Below are 19076 nucleotides of genomic sequence, written 5' to 3'. Positions count from 1 at the left end.
TGTCGCGAGCGTCTGAGAACATCATCTCGTGGAGTCCGCAGTCACCTCGACCTGGCATGTGATCGTTCCGGTCAAGCACAGCGCGAACGGCAAGTCCAGGCTGCGCACGCCGACCGGCGTGCGCCGGGAGGACCTTGCCCTGGCGATCGCCCTGGACACGCTCGGTGCCGTCCTGCAGGTGGTTCCGGCGCACCAGCTGCTGGTGGTCACGTCTGACCCCGAGATCCGGTCGCAGATGCGCGATTTCGGAGCCGTCCTGATCGCCGATCCGGGCCGCGGGCTCAATTCCGCTGTCACCGCCGGCATCGATGCCGCGAGCGAGCGGGCTCCGCACAGCCCGGCTGCGGTGCTGCTCGGGGACCTCCCTGCGCTCACCCCGGCCGAGTTGGCCGACGGGCTCGCCGCGTGTGCCGCTGTCGAGGCCGCGGTGGTCCCCGATCACGAGGGCACCGGGACGGTGCTGATCAGCCATCACGACGGCTCCCGGCTGACGCCGCGGTTCGGCACCGGTTCCGCAGCACGCCATGCGCGTACGGCGACGGTGCTCGACCTGGACCTGCCGCGGCTGCGCACCGACGTCGACAACGACGAGTCACTGCGTCGCGCCGTCGAACTCGGCGTCGGCCGGCGGACCGAGCAGTTGCTCGCGGCCGGTCGCTGACCGCCTTCGCGCAGGGACACCGCTGCGGCCCTAGAGTGTGGGCATGCAGGCAACGGTTCACAGTTTCGACGAGGAGACCGGCTCCGGTGTGGTGTTGACCGACAACGGCCGGCTGCTCACCGTGGATGCTGCGACGTTCAACTCCTCCCACCTGCGCCATCTCCGGTTGGGCCAACGGGTCAGCATCGAGGTCGGCAGCGCCGGCGTCAGCCGGTTGTGGATCGAGGGCATCGGACCCGGCCAGCGGATTCGCTGAGCCCGCACGGGTCCCCACACACGAACGACGGCCCACCCCGTCCAGCACGGAGTGAGCCGTCGTCGTCGTGGCTGACCGTCAGCGACGCGCGCTGCGCTTCGCGGTGCTCTTCTTCGCGGTGGCCTTCTTGGCGGGCGCCTTCTTGGCTGTGGTCTTCTTCGCCGTCGCCGTGGTCTTCTTGGCCGCGGCCTTGGTGGCGGTCGCCTTCTTGGCCGTGGTCTTCTTCGCGGCGGCCTTCGCCGTGGTCTTCTTGGCCGCGGCCTTGGTGGCGGTCGCCTTCTTCGCGGTCGCCTTCTTGGCCGTGGTCTTCTTCGCCGCGGTCTTCTTGGTGGTGTCCGCTGCCGCGCTGGACGCACGGCCACCGGCGTTGCCGGTCTTCGGCAGCGCGCGCGGGTTGGCGACGACGGTCTTGAAGGCCGTGCCGGGCTTGAACTTCGGGACCGACGTCTTCTTGATGCGGACCGTGGTGCCGGTGCGCGGGTTGCGTCCTGTGCGGGCGGCACGCGAGATCTTCTCGAACGTGCCGAAGCCGGTGATGCCGACCTTGTTGCCCTTGGCGACCTCGCGGATGATCGCATCCACGACAGCCTCCAGAGCCTCACTCGCAGCCTTCTTGCTGCCGAGTCGGGTCTCCAGGCTCTCGATGAGCTCTGCCTTGTTCATGGGTCCTATCCCCTTCGGGTGGTGCCGGCGTTCGACCGGGCGTCCGATTGCGTTACCTCAAGCTGACGCTCGATTGAGACAGACGGTATGCCCACGGAGGCGAGTCGGCAACCTGCAACGCCGCGCTATTCGCCCACGGCACAACAGCTTTGGGCCCCTCTGCGGCCCCTCCTGGCCCGGTCGGACGGTGTCGCGGGGACCCGTCGGCGACCGCCTCCACAGCTCGGATGAGTTGTCAAATCATTTGTGTCATAACGCAATTCGCGCGGGCAACCCCGTTCGGGTCACCCGCGCGAAACGCTGACGAAATGTTGATTCAGGCCGGCACCGCAGCCGGTTTCCAGCTCGGTCGCTCGGACTCGAAATTCGTGATCTCATCCGCGTGTCGCAGCGTCAGGCTGATGTCGTCGAGCCCCTCGAGCAGGCGCCAGCGGATGTAGTCGTCGACCTGAAAAGCGAAGACGTGCTCGCCCGCGGTGACGGTCCGCTGCTCCAGGTCGACGGTGACCTGGGTACCCGGCTCGTTCTCCAGCAACTTCCACAGCAGCTCGATGTCCTCCTGCCGCAGCTGCGCGGCGAGCAGTCCTGCCTTACCGGCGTTTCCACGGAAGATGTCGGCGAACCTGGACGAAAGCACAACACGGAAGCCGTAATCCATCAGCGCCCACACCGCGTGCTCCCGCGAGGACCCGGTGCCGAAGTCGGGGCCGGCCACCAGTACCGAGCCGGACGCGTAGGCGGGGTTGTTCAGCACGAAGGTCTCGTCGCCACGCCACGCGGCGAACAGGCCGTCCTCGAAGCCGGTGCGGGTGACCCGCTTGAGGTAGACGGCCGGGATGATCTGGTCGGTGTCGACATTGCTGCGACGCAACGGGACACCGACTCCGGTGTGCTGGGTGAACTTCTCCATCGCTTCTCCTTGATCCTCAGGCCGAAGGCGTCAGGTCGGCCGGGCTGGACAACGTGCCGCGCACCGCGGTGGCTGCGGCCACGAGCGGGCTCACCAGGTGGGTACGACCGCCTTTGCCCTGTCGCCCTTCGAAATTGCGGTTCGACGTCGATGCGCTGCGCTCGCCCGCCGACAACTGGTCCGGGTTCATGCCCAGGCACATCGAGCACCCCGCGAGGCGCCATTCGGCACCGGCGTCCGAGAAGACCTTGTCGAGACCCTCGGCCTCGGCCTGCAGGCGCACCTTGGCCGATCCGGGGACGACGAGCATGCGCACACCGGGAGCGACCTTGCGCCCCTTGATGATTGCCGCCGCGGCGCGCAGGTCCTCGATGCGGCCGTTGGTGCACGACCCGAGGAAGACGGTGTCGACGGAGATCTCGCGCAGCGGCGTGCCCGGGGTCAGACCCATGTATTCGATCGCCCGCTGTGCCGCGGCCTTCTCGTTCTCACCCGAGAACGCCTCCGGGTCAGGCACGTTCGACGACAACGGCAGACCCTGACCGGGGTTCGTCCCCCAGGTCACGAAGGGGGTCAACGCGCTCGCGTCGATGTCGACCTCGGCGTCGAAGACGGCGTCGTCATCGGTGCCCAACTGCGACCAGGCGGCGACCGCGGCGTCCCAGTCGGCACCGGTCGGCGCATGGTCGCGACCCTCGAGGTAGTCGTAGGTCGTCTGGTCGGGAGCGACCATCCCGGCGCGGGCTCCGGCCTCGATCGACATGTTGCACATCGTCATTCGGGCTTCCATCGACATGTTGCGCACTGCCGACCCGCGGTATTCGAGCACGTAGCCCTGCCCACCGCCGGTGCCGATCTTGGCGATCACCGCCAGGATGATGTCCTTGGACGTGACCCCGTCGGGCAACTCGCCCTCGATGTTGATCGCCATGGTCTTGAACGGATTGAGCGGCAGCGTCTGGGTGGCCAGCACGTGCTCGACCTCGCTGGTGCCGATGCCGAACGACAGTGCCCCGAACGCACCGTGCGTCGACGTGTGGCTGTCGCCGCACACGATCGTCATACCCGGCTGGGTCAGACCCAGCTGTGGGCCGATGATGTGCACGATGCCCTGCTCCGCGTCGCCCATCGGGAAGAGCTTGACGCCGAACTCCTTGCAGTTCGTGCGCAGCGTGTCGACCTGGGTCTTGCTCACCGGGTCCGTGATCGGGCCGGGCGTCGTCGGCACGTTGTGGTCCTCGGTCGCGACGGTCAGGTCCGGACGACGGACCGGCCGGCCGGCGAGCCGCAGGCCGTCGAACGCCTGCGGACTGGTGACCTCGTGGATGAGGTGCAGATCGATGTAGAGCAGGTCCGGCTCACCGTCCGCGCGCCGGACGACGTGCTGTTCCCAAACCTTCTGTGCCAACGTCCGTCCCACGCCGGACCCTCCTTCATCGAGCTTGCCCCCGGGGGCGTCCTTGCCCCCGGGTTCGGGTGTCACTGACAGAGCTTGAACCGCAATTTCCGGCCCAGGACTTGCGTCTCGCGGGATGAGACGGCAGTATCAGTGCATGGACAACTCTAGCGGAGTCGGCGTTCTGGACAAGGCCGCCGTCGTTCTTTCCGCTCTCGAAGCAGGCCCGTCAACCCTCGCCCAGCTGGTCGCACACACCGGCCTGGCCCGACCGACAGCGCACCGGCTGGCCGTCGCACTCGAGCACCACCGGCTCGTCGCACGCGACATGCAGGGACGCTTCATCCTCGGACCACGCCTCGCCGAGCTGGCCTCGGCGGCCGGCGAGGACCGCCTCCTCGCAGCCGCCGGCCCCGTGCTCGGGGCGCTGCGCGACCACTGCGGCGAGAGCGCCCAGCTCTACCGCCGCCAGGGCGACCAGCGCATCTGCGTCGCGGCGGCCGACCGCCCGATGGGGCTGCGCGACTCGATCCCGGTCGGGGCGACGCTCACCATGCAGGCAGGATCCGCCGCGCAGGTCCTGCTCGCCTGGGAGGAGCCCGACCGCCTGCACCGTGGCCTGCACGGCGCGAAGTTCACCGCCACCATGCTGTCGGCCGTCCGCCGTCGGGGCTGGGCGCAGAGCGTCAGCGAGCGCGAGCAGGGTGTGGCGTCGGTCTCCGCGCCGGTCCGCGGGCCGTCGGGTCGCGTGATCGCGGCCGTGTCGATCTCCGGCCCGATCGAGCGCGTCTCCCGTCAACCCGGTCGCCTGCACGCCGGGACCGTGGTCGCCGGTGCCAACAAGCTCACCGAGGTGCTCGCCCGCGCCCACGCTGCCTCACAGCGTCGCGGCGAGTCGGCCTGACGCCACCCTTCAGCGGGCGAGCGGCTGCGCGGACGACGCCAGCCGCTCGCGTGCCGTCCGGCCGCGCCGCGTCAGCGGGATCGCGCCCGTCACCCCGGCCAGCCCCCAGTCGGTGAGGTTCCCGTAGGCCGACTCGTGGCCGCCCGCCGGAACGGCATACGTCTCGTGCCAGATCCCGATGCCGTCACGGCCGGCCAGCCGGTGCGCGCGCTGGTAGTAGGCCAACCACGCCGGACGGTGCTCCCGATCCGCGGCATTGGCGTAGCCGTAGAGGTCCTCGGTGCTGCGCCAGTACTGCACGGACACCGGACCACGCGGGCCCACGCAGTTGTACCCGCCGAGGAAGCCGAGCCACTCCTCGGTGCCCGCTTCGGCCCGGGCCTTGTTGCGGTGCAACTCGATCTGCATCCGGCGCATCGCGCTGCTGATCCGGACCCACTGGTCGACCCGCCACGGCCGGCCCACCGTCATACCGATCAGGAAGACGACGAGGTCGCCTTCGTGCGCGTGGGTGCTCATGTCGATCTTCATAGCGTCGTCCTCCCGTGGTTGGATAGTGACACTCCCCAATATTGGCGAGTTCCGCTATCCAGTGTCAAGATCGGTGCATGCGCATCTCCGAGTTGTCGACCAGGACGCAGGTGCCGGTCGCGACCCTGAAGTACTACCTCCGCGAGGGCCTGCTGCCCGCCGGCACCGCGACGAGCCGCACACAGGCGTCGTATGACGCCGGCCACGTGGACCGGGTGCGCCTGATCCGGGCCCTGCTCGAATCCGGCGGGCTCAGCATCGCCCGCGTCCGGCAGGTCCTGGCAGCGCTCGACGGTCCCGAGGTCGGCAGACACCACCTGCTCGGCGTGGCGCAGCAGGCCATCACTCCCCCGCTGCCGGAACATCCCGACCCCGAATGGACGCGGATCGCAACGCAGTTCGTCGAGCAGCGCGGCTGGTGCATCCCACCGGACGAGCCCCTGCTGGTGCTGCTAGGCGAGCAACTGCGGCTGGCCGTCGCCGCCGGGGTGGAATCCGCGGACGAAACGCTGCTGAGCCGCTACGCGGACGTTGCCGATCGATTGGCCGAGATCGACGTCGACTCGGTGCCGGCGGCTCCGGAGCGAGCGCTCCGACAGGTTGCCGTCGGCACCCTCCTCACCGACCCGATGATCCTCACCCTGCGCCGGCTCGCCCAGCAGGCGCTCAGCTCCGAGCGATCGACCCGGTGATCAACGACGCCACGTACTGCGCGGCATCCCCCTCGGCGAGCCCGTGGGACGTGACCAGGCCACGCTCGATGGTGGCCGCGTAGGCCGCCGCCGGAGGGTTCGGCGCCGGACGCGCCGCGGCGAACGTGAACGTGACCACCGGCTCCTCGTCGATCGACCCGACGAGCAGGATCCGGTCGTACCGCCCGCCCCCGCCACACCAGTCACCACCGGCCACGACGTCGTCGATCGGCACGGACCCGCCGACCGGGCGATGGCACTCCTGGGACCAGACGTCGGCGAACTGCTCTGCCGTCAGCCGGTATGCCGTGGCGTATGACGGGCCCGGCCGCGCCGGGTCGTAGAACGCCATACCGCCACCCCAGACCTGCGAGGCGCCGCCGAAGAACACCCGACCCGGCAGGGACGTGGCACGCCGGCCGGTCGGCGCCGTCGTGTCGCGGCAGCCGGCATACGTCCGTAGCGCGCCGTCCGGTCGGCCGCCGCGGACGTAGTTGTCGAAACGCTCGGGCGACAGGTTGGAGCCGTAGGCGGCATACCAGACGAACGAGGCCATCACCCGATCATGGCCGACGGGCGCGGGCGTTCGACCGACCGCGCGGGCGGTGTCGGGCGATCCGACCGGCGTCCGAGCACGCAGGCGACGGCACCGATCAGCAACCCACCGAGCACGCCGACATCGGGCCGCTCGCCGAGCAACGCCCAGCTGAGCACCGCCGCCACGGAGGGTATGACGGCGAACAGCATCGCGACCTGCCCGGCCCCGCCGCGACGCAACGCGGCCAGGTAGAGGCTCATCCCGATCAGCGAGCTGGACACGATCATCGCGCCGACCGACCAGAACGCCTGCTCCGGCCGGTACACGTGCATCGGCGTGGCCAGCGCGAAGACGACGGCCGCCGGGATGGAGACCAGCACGCCGATACCGGTGGCCATGATCGGGTCGACCCCGCGCACGAAGCGCTGCTGGTAGACGCCGCCGAGCGAGAGGCCGAGCAGCGCCACCACCACCGCGGCCGCGCCGATGCCGAGCGACGCCGACCCCAGCCGCCCGGCGAAGGCCACGAAGACCGCTGCCACCGCGAGCACCAACGCGGCGGCACGGCGTCGGTTCAGCCGCTCACCGAGCAGGAACCAGGCCAACGCAGCGGTGACGACCGGGTTCATCGAGATGATCAGCGCGGTCAGCACGGGAGACAGGCCGAGCCGGAACGCCTCGTAGCAGCCGATGAACTGCACTGCCTGCATGAGCAGTCCGGCGACGGCCACGTGCACGAGCAACCGTCCACGGGGCAGGCGGACACCCCGCCGGGCGGCCACCAGCAGCAGGACCGGCGCCGAGACGGTGAAGCGCAGCACCAGCACCGGTCCGGGTGACATGGCCTGCACGGCGAGCGCACCGATCGGATAGCCGAGCGCGTAGAAGAACACGACCGGGATCGACAGCCGCAGCGGAAGTTTCATGGGAGCAATGGTGGACGCGATGACGTCCCCGTGTCCAACAATGATTAGTAATCGCTATCGATCGCGAATGCTCATCGGATAGGCTCGGATCATGACGGCCACCCTCGACATCACCCCACTGCGCTCCCTGGTCGCGATCGCCGGCGCCGGTGGATTCCATCGGGCCGCGACGACGCTGCACCTGACCCAGTCCGCGGTCAGCCAGCACGTGCGCAGACTGGAGCAGGCGACCGGCACACAGCTGGTCGAACGGGTCGGCCGGCAGACCAGATTCACGCCTGCCGGCGAGCAACTGCTGCGCGATGCGCGTCGCATCCTGGCGGCACACGACGACGCGGTGCGGCTCTTCGAGACCAAGGAGTCGCGCACCCTGACCGTCGGCGCCTCGGAGCACGCGGCGGAGATGCTGCTGCCGGAGATCTCGACCGCGTTGCGGGCGTCGCTGCCGGACACGGCCTTCCGCTTCCGGCTGGACCGGACCGCGGAGGTCGAGCAGGCCCTCGCCGACGGCGTCGCCGACCTCATCGTCGTCACCGAACTCGGCGCCGCACCGCCGTCGCACCGCAGTGTGCTGCGGCTGCACTGGTTCGCCGGCCCGGAGTTCGTGCGGCCCGCGTCGGGGCCGCTGCCGGTGATCGCGTTCGACGAGCCGTGCATGCTGCGCCGGCCGACGTTCGACACCCTGCGCTCGGCCGGCATCGAGCACGACGTCGTCGCCGAGGTGACCAACCTGTCCGGCGGTTACTCGGCGGCGCGGGCGGGCATCGGGGTGCTGCTGCTGCCGCAACTGGACCGCACCCCTGAGGGCCTGGTCGAGCGCGAGGATCTGCCGGAGCCGCCGGCGGTGCGTATGTCGGTGCGTGCCGCCGCGGGGACGCCCTCGGCTGCGGTGCGTGCCGTCAACGGCGCAGTGCGCACCGCGATGCAGCGATGAGCCGTTGACGTCATACGACACAGCGAAGCGCCCGAGTCCGTGACGGACTCGGGCGCTTCGACCCAACGTGACCCCAGCGGGATTCGAACCCGCGTTACCGCCGTGAGAGGGCGACGTACTAGGCCGCTATACGATGGGGCCGCGGCTGGTAGAACCTTACCGGTTAGGTGCGATTCCACCGAATCGGCGATCTCTCGCCGATGGCTGGGGTACCAGGACTCGAACCTAGACTAACTGAACCAGAATCAGTCGTGCTGCCAATTACACCATACCCCAAGGGGGTATCACTTCGTCGTCGGCGGAAGCCGGTCCGACGAGGTGAACCGAGGTGAGACCTTACCCGGTCGGGGCCGCACAGCCCAAATCGAGAACGTCCAGGCCGCCCTCCCCCAGCTGCAGCTGGTCGAGCGAGGCGATCGTCGGCACCGGCTCCGGAGCAGCGAGCTCCCCGTCCCTGCGCAGCCAGATCGGTTGCAGCCCGGCACCGAGCGCGCCCTGGACGTCCGCGGCCCACTCGTCACCGATGTATGCCGCAGCGGCGGGCTCGACCCCCAGACCGGCGCAGGCGTGATGGAAAACACGTGGGTCCGGCTTGCCGAAACCGAGCGTGTCCCGCGTGGTGATCGCGCCGAGCCGGCCGGTGAGACCGGTCAGCTCGAACTTCTCCGTCGTCAGCTCGTCCGAGGAGTTGGTCAGCACGGCCACCTGCAGCCCGGCGTCCGCGCACCGCTCGGCGAACGGTATGACGTCGTCGTACTTGCGCTGCGCCGCGGCGAAGACCGGCCGGAAGGCCGCCTCGTAGCGGTCCAGTGCGTCGTCCGGGACCTGGACGCCGTAGACGGTGGCGACGTCCTGCAGTCGCTCGGCGCGCATCACGCGGTAGTCGTTGTCCCCGCGCATGTAGCGGTGGAACGCACCGCCCGGGTCGAGCCGGTAGCGCTCGGCCATCGCCCGGTGCTCGGCGGCCGTGAACTGCGGCCACAGGGCGCCCATCGCGGCCAGGCCCGCTGCCCGCATCGCGCTGGTGTTGTCGACCACCGTGTTGTCCACGTCCAGCAGGACGGCTCGCACCTCCAGCCGAACGGCGGTCGCCCCCTGCGGGATTCGCGACTCAGAGCGTCGCACGCAGTGCCTTCAGCCGCCGCAGCGTCGACTCCTTGCCGAGGATCTCCATCGATTCGAAGAGCGGCGGCGAGATGCGTTGCCCGGAGACGGCGGTGCGGATCGGCCCGAACGCGAGGCGTGGCTTGATGCCGAGCCCGTCGACGATCGCGGCACGCAGCACCTCTTCCAGCCGCTGCGTCGTCCACTCGCGGCCGCTGCCGTCCGGGTTGCCGATGGCACCGCTGATCGGCTGGAGCGCGGCTATGGCTGCGTCCAGCACCTGCGGGGCGCTGTCCTTCAACTGCGTGCGCGCGTCGTCGGCGATCTCCAGCTGGTCGTCCGCGACGTAGAACGGCGCCACCAACGGCGTGGCATCGGACAACAGGTTGATGCGGGTCTGGATGAGCGGCACGATCTCGTTCAGCCTGCCCAGTTGCGGCAGCGACGCCGGCTGCGGCAGCGCACCGTCGCGCTGCAGGAAGGGCAGCAGCCGCTGCGCGAGGTCCTGCTCGGTGAGCTCGCGGATGTAGTGGCCGTTCAGCCAGTTGAGCTTGTCGAGGTTGAACACCGCACCGGCCGGGTTGATCTTGTGCCAGTCGAAGTGCTTGCTGAACTCTTCGAAGCTGAACGTCTCCCGCTCCGACCCATCTTCCTCGATGATCGGCGGATGCCCTTGCAATGCAAGGAAGTTGACCAGCGCCTCCGGGAGATAACCCTGCTCCTGGAACCACGTGAGCTTGGCCCACGGGCTCTTGCGCTTGGAGATCTTGGCCTTCTTCTCGTCACGCAGCAACGGGATGTGCGCGAACTGCGGCGCCTCCCAGCCCAGCCACTGGTAGAGCAGGATGTGCTTGGGGGTTGAGGAGATCCACTCCTGCCCCCGCACCACATGGGTGATCTCCATCAGGTGGTCGTCGACCACGACCGCCAGGTGGTAGGTCGGGAAGCCGTCCGCCTTGAGGATCACCTGGTCGTCGGGCTTGGGGGCCTTGGTCGGCCCCATGATGAGGTCGTCGAACGCCAGCGGCACGTCGTCCGGGATGAGCATGCGCACGACCGGCGTCTCGGTGAAGCCGGGCAGCTGCGACCGCTCCTCCTTGGTCTTGCCCAGGCACATCCGGTCGTAGCCGGTGGGCTGCTTGGTCTTCTGCTGGACCTCGCGCATCTCCTTCAACCGCTCGCTGGAGCACCAGCAGTGGTAGGCGTGCCCGTCGGCGATGAGCTGCTCGACATACGGCTGGTAGGTGTCCAGTCGCTCGGACTGCTTGTACGGCGCGAACGGGCCGTCCTTGTCCGGCCCCTCGTCCCAGTCGAGGTTCAGCCAGTGCAGCGTGTCGTAGAGCTGCTGCTCGCTGTCCGCCTGGAAGCGGGTGCGGTCGGTGTCCTCGATGCGCAGGATGAAGCTGCCACCCTGCTGGCGCGCGAAGGCCAGGTCGAAGATCGAGACGTATGCCGTGCCGACGTGCGGGTCGCCGGTGGGCGACGGCGCGACGCGGAGGCGGGGCTTGCGGACGGTTTCAGACTCGCTCATGATGCCCCAGATGCTACTTGCCCCCTACAACATCGCACCGGCCAGTGACTCCTGCATCCAGGTCAGGAAGTCGTAGTACAGGCCGATGACCACCCGCGGATCCTGCGATCCGTCCACCGCCGCCTGCGCGAGCTCCTGCTGCAGCCGCTCGCTGTCCTCGTCGCTGCGCAGCTCCAGGCGCTCCCCCAGCGCGAGGCGGACGTCCGCCAGCCCGATCAGCAGCGCCTGCGCCTGCCCGACGTCCAGCTCCAGCCTGTCGCGGTGGGCCGGCTGGTCCAGCGCCTCGATCGCCGTCGACAGGTTGGCGGTCTTGCGCTGCCGCAGACCGTGCTCGGTGAGCGCGCGGAACTCGGCCGCCACCTCGGGGTCACCGCGGTGGCCGTCGGGCAGCAGCCGGGCCAGCGCCGGGTCGCGACCCGCGACCTCCTCCGGGTCGGGGGCCGACCCGAGACCGGCGAGCAGGTCCTCCACCGGGTCACCGCTGCTGCCGCCGCTGGGCTCGAGCAGCTGCCGGGTCTGGTCCAGCAGCTCGCGCACGATGGCGCGTTCGTTGTCGTCCAGCCGGGCGACGATGCGGGAACCCTTGCGTTTGAAGGCGGTCGCCATGGTTCAGGTGTCCTTCTCGAACGTTGCCCACAGGCCGTAACCCTGCATCGCCTCGGTGTCGGTCTCCATCCGCTCACGCGGCCCGGACGACACGACCGCCTTGCCCTCCCGGTGCACGGTCATCATCAGCTTCTCGGCCTTGGCCTTCGGGTAGCCGAAATAGCTCTGGAAGACCCACGAGACGTAGGACATCAGGTTGACCGGATCGTTCCAGACGATGGTCACCCAGGGCTTGTCGGTCTCCGCGACCGCGTCGGCGTCGAGGTCGACGTCGGGCGAGGCATGCTCCGGAGGCGCAACAGACACGGTCTCAACGATAGGCAAGAGCAGCGGTGGACCGCGAGGCTGCCCTACAGTGACGCACGTGACGACATCCGCCGGCGTGTCCACCGCGCTGCTGACCGACCACTACGAGCTGACCATGCTCAGCGCCGCACTCCGCGACGGCACCGCGGGACGACGCAGCGTGTTCGAGGCGTTCGGCCGCCGCCTACCCGACGGACGGCGCTACGGCGTGGTCGCCGGCACCGGCCGCCTGCTGGACGCGCTCGCCGACTTCCGCTTCGGTGACGCCGAGCTGTCGTTCCTGCGCGAGCACAAGGTGGTGGACGAGCCGACCCTGGAGTGGCTGTCGTCCTACCGCTTCACCGGCGACGTCTGGGGGTATGCCGAGGGCGAGGTCTACTTCCCCGGCTCCCCGATGCTGATCATCGAGTCGACCTTCGCCGAGGCGGTGGTCCTGGAGACGCTGGTGCTGTCGATCCTCAACCACGACACGGCGATCGCGTCGGCGGCCAGCCGGATGACGGCGGCCGCCGAGGACCGGCCGTGCATCGAGATGGGCTCCCGGCGTACCCATGAGGAGGCCGCGATCGCGGCCGCGCGGGCGGCATACATCGCCGGCTTCACCACGACGTCCAACCTCGAGGCGGGCCGCAGGTACGGCGTGCCGACCACCGGCACCGCGGCGCACGCGTTCACCCTGCTGCACGACGACGAGCGCGCCGCGTTCCAGTCGCAGGTGGACACGTTCGGCACCGACACGACGCTGCTGGTGGACACCTACGACGTGACCAACGCGGTCAACCTGGCCATCGAGATCGCCGGTCCGCAGCTCGGCGCGGTCCGGCTCGACTCCGGCGACCTGCTGCAGCAGGCGCGCGAGGTGCGCGAGCAACTCGACTCGCTCGGTGCGACCAGCACCAGGATCGTGGTCACCTCCGACCTGGACGAGTTCGCGATCGCCGCGCTGCAGGCCGGGCCGGTCGACGGTTACGGCGTCGGCACCCAGCTGGTCACGGGTTCGGGCGCTCCCACCGCCGGTCTGGTCTACAAGCTCGTCGCCCGGGAGGACTCCTCCGGCGAACTGCTGGGCGTGGCGAAGAAGAGCAAGGACAAGACGAGCATCGGTGGGCGCAAGTACGCGTTCCGACGACGCGATCCACGCGGCGTCGCAGAGGCAGAGGTGATCGGCATCGGTGCCGCAGCGGCCAACGACCCTTCGACGGGGCTCAGGACGAGTGCTGACGACCGGACCCTGCTGGTGCCCCTCGTGGAGCACGGTGAGCGGGTGTTCACCGGCACCCTCGACGACGCCCGCAAGCGGCACACGACCTCTCGGGGAGAGCTACCGCCCACGGCCCGGCAGATGTCCCGCGGCGAGCCGGTGATTCCGACGCTCTACCAGCGCGAGGAGAAGGAGAGGATGTCATGACCAGCATCGAGTTGTTGGACGGTGACGCGGCCGAGCCGTATGCCGACCGGATGTTCGATCTGTACGACGAAGTCGTCGGCAGGTTCCCCGAGAAGGTCGACTGGCGGGCAAAACTCTTCGACCGGGACCGGGCGCGCCCGGGGTTCCGTCTCGCGATCGCGCTCGACGGCGAGCGCGTCGCCGGTTTCGCGTGGGGTTACCGCGGCGACCGCGGGCAGCAGTGGCCGGACCTGGTCGCCCGCACGCTGCCGGAGCTTCCGGGCGAGTGGCTGCGCGACCACTTCGAGCTGGTCGAACTCGTCGTCGGTCCCGGTGATCGGCGCCAGGGCATCGGTGGCGGCCTGCACGACGCGGTCCTGCAGGGTCTGACCGGGCGTGCCCTGCTGGGCAGCACCCTCGCCGCCGACGACCCGGCGCTGCGGCTCTACACCAAGCGCGGCTGGAGCACGCTCGGCCACCTCGCAGGCAACCGCCAGGTGATGGGTGCCTACCTGCCGCTCCCCTGACCCGTGACGCGCATCGAGACCGTCGACGGCGCCACCGCCGCGTCGTACACGGACGGCGTGTTCGCCGTGTACGACACGGTGTTCGGCGACCGGCCGGACCAGCTCGTATGGCGCGAGCAGCTCTTCGACCGGCACCGCCGACGGTCCGGTTTCCGCCTCGCACTCGCACTCGACGCGGACCGGGTCCTCGGGTTCTCCTGGGGCTATCGGGGTGCACGCGGTCAGTACTGGCCGGATCTGGTGGCGCGCACGTTGCCGGACGTCGGCGCCGAGTGGGTCGGCGACCACTTCGAGTTCGTCGAGCTCGCCGTCGAGCCGGAGGCTCGTCGGCACGGGTTCGGCCGGCGGCTGCACGACGCCCTGCTCGACGGCCTGACCGGTCGCGCGCTGCTCGGGACCAGCGCGGACGACGCGGACCCGGCCGTCCGGCTCTACCAGTCCCGGGGCTGGCGCACGCTCGGGCTGCTGGACGGCGAGCGCAGGGTCATGGGGGTCCGGCTGCCCACCACGTCGTCGTAGGCTGCCCGCATGGGTCGCGCACTGGTCATCGTCGACGTTCAGAACGACTTCTGCGAGGGTGGTTCGCTCGCCGTCGCGGGCGGCATCGCGGTCGCCGAGCGGATCACCGCGTATGCCGTGGACCACGCCGGCGACTACGACCAGGTCGTGGCGACGGCCGACTGGCACGTCGACCCGGGCGATCATTGGTCGAAAACCCCTGATTGCGTGCACAGCTGGCCGGTGCACTGTGAGGTGGGGACACCCGGTGCCGACTTCCGCGCCGAGGTGCAGCCGGTCATCGCGCAGGCTGCTGCGATCTTCCGTAAGGGCCAGTACGAAGCGGCATACAGCGGTTTCGAGGGCGCGACCGAGGTGGGCACCGGGCTCGCCGAGTGGCTGCACGACCACGAGATCGACGAGGTCGACGTGGTCGGCATCGCGACCGACTACTGCGTGCGCGCCACCGCGCTGGACTCCGCCGGGGCGGGGTTCGGCACCCGGGTGCTGCTCGGCCTCACCGCGGGTGTCGCGCCCGAGTCGACGGCCCGGGCCGTGCAGGACTTCGCGGCGGCCGGCGTCACCGTCGTCCGCGACTGAGACGCGCCCGGGGCGGGAACAACCTCGCGCGGTCGGGAGTTGAGTGACGGTGCCTATCACCGCCCGAGAGGACTTCGTGCGCGAATCCACCACCCACCCCGCCCTGCGGGACGAGCAGGAATTCATCGACCGCGCCCACGCCAGGCGCGACACCCTGTTGGCCGCCGTCGAGCGCGAGCTCGCCGCAGCGCCCCGCGACGACGTGGAGGCCGCCCGCGTCACCGGCCTGCGGCGCCGGCGAGCCGACCTACGACACGCGGAGCAGGGTCTGGTCTTCGGCAGGCTGGACGCCGCCGACGGCAGCAGTCGCCACATCGGGCGCATCGGGCTCCCCGAGCGCGACGACGACTCCGAACCGCTGGTGCTGGACTGGCGGGCGGCCGCGGCGCGGCCGTTCTACACGGCGACGCCATTGGATCCACAGGGTCAGCAGCGCCGGCGACACATCCGCACGCGCGGGCGTGAGGTCGTCGGCGTCGACGACGAGCCGCTCGACCCCGAGGCGGCCGCCGGTGAGCTGGTCGGCGAGGGTGCGCTGTTGCAGGCCCTCTCCGCCCGGCGCACCGGGCGGATGGGTACCGCGGTCGCCACCCTGCAGCGCGAGCAGGACGAGATCGTGCGGTCGGACAGCTCCGGGCCGCTGATCGTGCAGGGCGGGCCCGGCACCGGTAAGACCGTCGTCGCGCTGCACCGGGTCGCCTACCTGCTCTTCAACCGCCCGGAGCTGGCCGGCCAGGGTGTGCTGGTGCTCGGCCCGTCCCCCCGGTTCCTCGACTACATCGCGCAGGTGCTCCCGGCGCTCGGCGAGACCTCGGTCGTGCCCGCCACCTGTGACACGCTGCTGCCGGGTGCCGCGGTCGAGCGCGAGGAGTCGCGGGAGCTCGCCGAGATCAAGGGCCGTGCGCTCTGGCAGCCGACGTTGACGGCGTACATCCGCTCCCTGCTGCCGGCACCGGGCGACCTCGAGTTCCTGGTCGACGGCGAGCGCTACCCGCTGCCGGCGCAGCGGGTGCGCGATGCGCTCGACGGTGCAACGTCCGGTCGTGACGTGCACGCGGCCCGCCGCTGGTTCATCGACAAGGTGCACGACCTGCTGACGGACGCGGTGGTCGAACGACACGAGGAGCTGCTGGCCGGGATGGAGACCGGCTTCGAGGAGATCCTCGCCCGGGTGGACGCCGGCCAGGCCAGGTCCGACGACCGCGGCGTGCACAGCGGAGCGACCGGTGTCGACGTCGACGGAGAGCTCACCGACGACGACGTCGAACGAATCCGTGCGCGGATCTGCAGCGATGCTGGCATCGCTGCACGCATCGACGACTTCTGGCCGGTGTATGACGCCCGCGCCGCGCTGCGGCGGCTCCTCCAGGACGACGCGCTGCTGCGCGAATTCGCGGGCGAGCTGACCGGGGACGAGCGAGCGCTCGTCACCGGCGCACCGGCACCGCTCGCACCCAGCGACATCCCGCTGCTGGACGCCGTCGCCACACTCCTCGGCGCGGTCGACCCACCGCAGGAGCAGGGTGAGTTCCTCGCCGATCGTGCTGCGGCACGCAGGGATTGGGCCTACGGGCACGTGGCCGTCGACGAGGCGCAGGAGCTGTCGGCCATGCAGTGGCACATGGTGCTGCGGCGGGTGCCCAGCCGGTCGATCACGGCCGTCGGGGACATCGACCAGACGGAGGCACCGCATCGTCATACCTCGTGGGAGGAGGCCGTCCAGCCGGTGTTCGGCGACCGGTGGCGCCGCGGCGACCTGACCATCTGCTACCGGACACCGCGGGAGGTCATGGCGCTCACCGAGCCGGTCCTGAAACGGGCCGGCAGCAGCAGCGTCCCACCGCGGGCGGTGCGTGACTCCGGTGTCGAGCCGTGGGTCGTGACGGCGACCGATGCCGAACTCCCAGGAACGGTAGGGCAACTCGCCGCCGAGCTGGCGGCGCGTTGGGAGGGCGGGACCGTCGGCGTGATCGCACCGACGGCCCGCCTGACGACGCTGCGGGCACGACTGCCCGGAACGGTGGTGTTGTCGGCCGGCGAGGCGAAGGGGCTCGAGTGGGATGCCGCCCTGGTCGTCGACCCGGACGGCATCGCCACCGAACCCCGCGGCTGGAACGGCCTCTACGTGGCGCTGACCCGCTGCACCCAGGAGCTCGGCCGGGTGCGCGCGGTCAGTTGACCGTGATCGGAGTGCCGCCCGAGACCAGCCGCCAGTCGATGGTGTGGAACGTCGACGGGTCGATGGTCTTGTTGGCGGTCACCCAGTCGATGATCATCTGGCGGATCTCCCTCTGCTGGTTGTAGACCACCGGAGCCGTCGTGACGTTCGGGAAGCCACCGCCGCCGGACTGCCGGTAGTTGTTGATGGCGATCACGAAGCTGTCGTCATCGCCCACGGCGGTGTCGCCGTAGGCGAGGTTCCGGATGCGGCTGCCGGACGGCACGCTCAGGTCGATGTCGTAGGTGAGCCGTGCGTCGAGCCCGCCCATGACGTCGTAGTTGTAGTCCGGGGTGCCGTTCGGTGCGGCCTCCGTCACGGCGTTGGTCACGTCGTCCATCTCGAACGGCCCGGCGCCGCTCACCTGCTGGAAGTAGATCGCCGAGTACTCCAGGTACTGCTTGACCTGGGCGCCGGTGAACTTGATGCCGAGCAGCGTGTTGTCGTAGATGTACAACCCCGCGACGTCTCGCACGGTCACGTCGCCGGCCGGTATGACGGCGGTCCGGCTGAACGGCGCCGCGATGGACAGCACCGGGGTGTTCTCGTCCGCGGACCCGACGAGGGCGGCCTTGACCGCCTCGGCCTGCACCTGGTTGATCAGGTCGACCGCGGCCGCGTCCTCGACGACGGCGCGGGCACCGCTCATCTCCTCCGTGCAGGTGCCGATGACGCCGTTGACGTAGCTGCGGACCTTCTCGTGCGCCGGCCGCAGCAGCGCCGCGATCTGCGGGTCCTCGGGCGCGGTGTTGGAGTTCAGCAGGGTGGCGGCGGACCCCACCACCTGCCACCGGCCGCGTTCCTTGCGCAGGTCGAGGTCCATGACCGTGACCCGTTCGCCGAAGCACAACGGCTCGGAGAGCACGACCTGCTTGCCGGTCTGCTCGTTGGTCACGAACCGCTGCGGGATCTCGACGTGCGCGTGCCCGACGAGGATCGCGTCGATGTCCGGGACCTGCTGCGCCAGCAGGGTGCTCGCGTTCTCCGGCCAGGGCAGGGCGTCCCCGTAGGAGGAGGACGTGTCGGCCCCCGAGTGGCAGGACACCACGATGACGTCGGCGCCGCGGCGCTTCACCTGCGGGATCACGATCTTGGCCTGCTCGACGATGCCGTTGAACTTGATCTTGTCGGCCACGTTCGCCTTGTCCCAGATGGCCACGCCGGGTGTCACCAGCCCGACGATGCCGACCGTGACCGGTTTGTGGCCGCGGACGTGCACCCGCTTCATCGTGTATGACGGGAAGGCCGGCTTGCCGGTGTTCCAGTCCAGCGCGTTCGCGCCGAGCAGCGGGTGGTGCAACTGGCTCTGGAAGGTCCGCAACAGGTCCATGCCGTAGTTGAACTCGTGGTTGCCGAGCGCTGCGGCGTCATACCCGATCTTGTTCATCGCCAACGCCATCGGGTGCTTCACGGTCTTGCTGATCGGTTCGATCCGCGCGTAGTAGAACGCCAGCGGCGTGCCCTGGATCGTGTCACCGGCGTCGAGCGTGATGCAGCTGTCGGCGCCGCGCTCCTCACGGACGGCCTGGATGAGCGTGGCGCACTTGGCGGCACCGACGTCGTTGTGCGCCGTGTCGTCGTACTCGGCGTCCTTGAAGTAGTCCCAGTTGTAGACGTGACCGTGCAGGTCGGTGGTGCCCAGGATGGTGAGCCGCAGGTCGTGACCGGGTTTCGGACGGCACCGCGGCTTCGCCTCGGCGGCGGGCGCACCGGCCACGCCGACGACGCCGGCTCCTCCGATCATGGTCATGGTGAGCAGCTGTCGTCGGCTGGCGACGTTTCGGACGACGGGGTGCATGGGGGCTCCTTCGGAGTCGGACGGGGACCTGCGGCGGGGTGTCCGCAGGTGAACTGACCGACGTTACCCGCACCCGGACGTCGGGTGGGC

The 19076-nt window shown here is 69.9% G+C and carries 21 protein-coding genes and 2 tRNA genes; 10 read left to right on the top strand and 13 right to left on the bottom strand.

Annotated elements, in window-relative coordinates; genetic code table 11:
* Positions 1 to 28 precede the first annotated feature (28 nt).
* Together cofC and FHU39_RS04090 are read left to right on the top strand one after the other, a co-directional pair.
* A complete protein-coding gene (cofC, locus tag FHU39_RS04095) occupies positions 29 to 661 on the top strand; it encodes a 2-phospho-L-lactate guanylyltransferase (protein ID WP_183319188.1) in 633 nt (210 codons plus the stop codon).
* Positions 662 to 704: 43 nt separating this feature from the next.
* A complete protein-coding gene (locus tag FHU39_RS04090) occupies positions 705 to 917 on the top strand; it encodes a hypothetical protein (protein ID WP_183319187.1) in 213 nt (70 codons plus the stop codon).
* Positions 918 to 995: 78 nt separating this feature from the next.
* Here the strand turns inward: FHU39_RS04090 and FHU39_RS04085 are convergent, their stop codons facing one another.
* The 3 genes from FHU39_RS04085 to leuC all read right to left on the bottom strand — a co-directional run bounded on the left by FHU39_RS04085 (position 996) and on the right by leuC (position 3910).
* Positions 996 to 1580 (bottom strand): HU family DNA-binding protein, encoded by a 585-nt coding sequence (locus tag FHU39_RS04085; protein ID WP_183319186.1) that lies wholly within the window; start codon positions 1578 to 1580, stop codon positions 996 to 998.
* 316 nt (positions 1581 to 1896) lie between these two features.
* Complete coding sequence (leuD, locus tag FHU39_RS04080) at positions 1897 to 2490, bottom strand: 3-isopropylmalate dehydratase small subunit (protein WP_183319185.1); 594 nt, start codon at positions 2488 to 2490, stop codon at positions 1897 to 1899.
* Positions 2491 to 2506: 16 nt separating this feature from the next.
* Entirely contained in the window at positions 2507 to 3910 is a 1404-nt protein-coding gene (leuC, locus tag FHU39_RS04075) for a 3-isopropylmalate dehydratase large subunit (RefSeq protein WP_183319184.1), read from the bottom strand.
* Positions 3911 to 4043: 133 nt separating this feature from the next.
* Here leuC and FHU39_RS04070 point away from each other — a divergent pair, with 133 nt between their 5' ends.
* Entirely contained in the window at positions 4044 to 4790 is a 747-nt protein-coding gene (locus tag FHU39_RS04070; RefSeq protein WP_183319183.1) for an IclR family transcriptional regulator, read from the top strand.
* Positions 4791 to 4799: 9 nt separating this feature from the next.
* On the opposite strand, the gene FHU39_RS04065 is transcribed toward FHU39_RS04070, so the two are convergent.
* Positions 4800 to 5321: a DUF4188 domain-containing protein gene (locus FHU39_RS04065; protein ID WP_183319182.1), complete on the bottom strand. Its 522-nt coding sequence runs from the start codon at positions 5319 to 5321 to the stop codon at positions 4800 to 4802.
* Positions 5322 to 5398: 77 nt separating this feature from the next.
* Between FHU39_RS04065 and FHU39_RS04060 the strand changes: the two genes are divergently transcribed.
* Positions 5399 to 6013, top strand: a complete 615-nt coding sequence (locus tag FHU39_RS04060; RefSeq protein ID WP_183319181.1) for a MerR family transcriptional regulator — start codon at positions 5399 to 5401, stop codon at positions 6011 to 6013.
* Here the strand turns inward: FHU39_RS04060 and FHU39_RS04055 are convergent.
* Together FHU39_RS04055 and FHU39_RS04050 are read right to left on the bottom strand one after the other, a co-directional pair.
* Positions 5988 to 6569: a histone deacetylase gene (locus FHU39_RS04055; RefSeq protein ID WP_183319180.1), complete on the bottom strand. Its 582-nt coding sequence runs from the start codon at positions 6567 to 6569 to the stop codon at positions 5988 to 5990. The two genes, FHU39_RS04060 and FHU39_RS04055, sit on opposite strands and share 26 nt — an antisense overlap.
* On the bottom strand, positions 6569 to 7477 hold the full coding sequence (locus FHU39_RS04050; RefSeq protein WP_183319179.1) for a DMT family transporter: 909 nt from the start codon (positions 7475 to 7477) through the stop codon (positions 6569 to 6571). Before FHU39_RS04050 ends, FHU39_RS04055 begins: the two co-directional genes overlap by 1 nt.
* Positions 7478 to 7568: 91 nt before the next feature.
* Between FHU39_RS04050 and FHU39_RS04045 the strand changes: the two genes are divergently transcribed.
* Complete coding sequence (locus FHU39_RS04045) at positions 7569 to 8411, top strand: LysR family transcriptional regulator (protein ID WP_183319178.1); 843 nt, start codon at positions 7569 to 7571, stop codon at positions 8409 to 8411.
* Positions 8412 to 8479: 68 nt separating this feature from the next.
* Here the strand turns inward: FHU39_RS04045 and FHU39_RS04040 are convergent.
* The 6 genes from FHU39_RS04040 to clpS form a co-directional block, all read right to left on the bottom strand.
* A tRNA-Glu gene (locus FHU39_RS04040) sits at positions 8480 to 8552 on the bottom strand.
* Between the two features lie 60 nt (positions 8553 to 8612).
* A tRNA-Gln gene (locus FHU39_RS04035) sits at positions 8613 to 8687 on the bottom strand.
* Positions 8688 to 8747: 60 nt separating this feature from the next.
* On the bottom strand, positions 8748 to 9536 hold the full coding sequence (locus FHU39_RS04030) for an HAD-IA family hydrolase (protein WP_183319177.1): 789 nt from the start codon (positions 9534 to 9536) through the stop codon (positions 8748 to 8750).
* Complete coding sequence (gltX, locus tag FHU39_RS04025) at positions 9523 to 11046, bottom strand: glutamate--tRNA ligase (RefSeq protein WP_183319176.1); 1524 nt, start codon at positions 11044 to 11046, stop codon at positions 9523 to 9525. The genes FHU39_RS04030 and gltX overlap by 14 nt, the downstream gene beginning before the upstream one ends.
* Before the next feature lie 24 nt (positions 11047 to 11070).
* Entirely contained in the window at positions 11071 to 11652 is a 582-nt protein-coding gene (locus tag FHU39_RS04020; protein WP_183319175.1) for a DUF2017 domain-containing protein, read from the bottom strand.
* 3 nt (positions 11653 to 11655) lie between these two features.
* Complete coding sequence (clpS, locus tag FHU39_RS04015; RefSeq protein WP_183319174.1) at positions 11656 to 11958, bottom strand: ATP-dependent Clp protease adapter ClpS; 303 nt, start codon at positions 11956 to 11958, stop codon at positions 11656 to 11658.
* Positions 11959 to 12073: 115 nt separating this feature from the next.
* Here clpS and FHU39_RS04010 point away from each other — a divergent pair, with 115 nt between their 5' ends.
* The 5 genes from FHU39_RS04010 to FHU39_RS03990 are packed head-to-tail and all read left to right on the top strand — an operon-like array spanning position 12074 to position 17149.
* A complete protein-coding gene (locus tag FHU39_RS04010; protein WP_246336340.1) occupies positions 12074 to 13366 on the top strand; it encodes a nicotinate phosphoribosyltransferase in 1293 nt (430 codons plus the stop codon).
* Positions 13363 to 13872, top strand: a complete 510-nt coding sequence (locus FHU39_RS04005) for a GNAT family N-acetyltransferase (protein WP_183319172.1) — start codon at positions 13363 to 13365, stop codon at positions 13870 to 13872. Before FHU39_RS04010 ends, FHU39_RS04005 begins: the two co-directional genes overlap by 4 nt.
* 3 nt (positions 13873 to 13875) lie before the next feature.
* Complete coding sequence (locus FHU39_RS04000) at positions 13876 to 14391, top strand: GNAT family N-acetyltransferase (RefSeq protein ID WP_183319171.1); 516 nt, start codon at positions 13876 to 13878, stop codon at positions 14389 to 14391.
* 9 nt (positions 14392 to 14400) lie between these two features.
* On the top strand, positions 14401 to 14970 hold the full coding sequence (locus FHU39_RS03995) for an isochorismatase family protein (RefSeq protein ID WP_183319170.1): 570 nt from the start codon (positions 14401 to 14403) through the stop codon (positions 14968 to 14970).
* A 43-nt stretch (positions 14971 to 15013) separates the two neighbouring features.
* Positions 15014 to 17149, top strand: a complete 2136-nt coding sequence (locus FHU39_RS03990; RefSeq protein ID WP_343065730.1) for a HelD family protein — start codon at positions 15014 to 15016, stop codon at positions 17147 to 17149.
* Here the strand turns inward: FHU39_RS03990 and FHU39_RS03985 are convergent.
* The gene (locus FHU39_RS03985; RefSeq protein ID WP_183319169.1) at positions 17142 to 18986 is read right to left on the bottom strand and encodes a bifunctional metallophosphatase/5'-nucleotidase; all 1845 of its coding nucleotides are present in this window, start codon (positions 18984 to 18986) and stop codon (positions 17142 to 17144) included. The two genes, FHU39_RS03990 and FHU39_RS03985, sit on opposite strands and share 8 nt — an antisense overlap.
* Positions 18987 to 19076 lie beyond the last annotated feature (90 nt).

It is taken from the genome of Flexivirga oryzae (assembly GCF_014190805.1).
GTDB lineage: Bacteria > Actinomycetota > Actinomycetes > Actinomycetales > Dermatophilaceae > Flexivirga > Flexivirga oryzae.
Note: the sequence above shows the minus strand (reverse complement) of the source record. Positions and strands in the feature narration are given on the sequence as shown.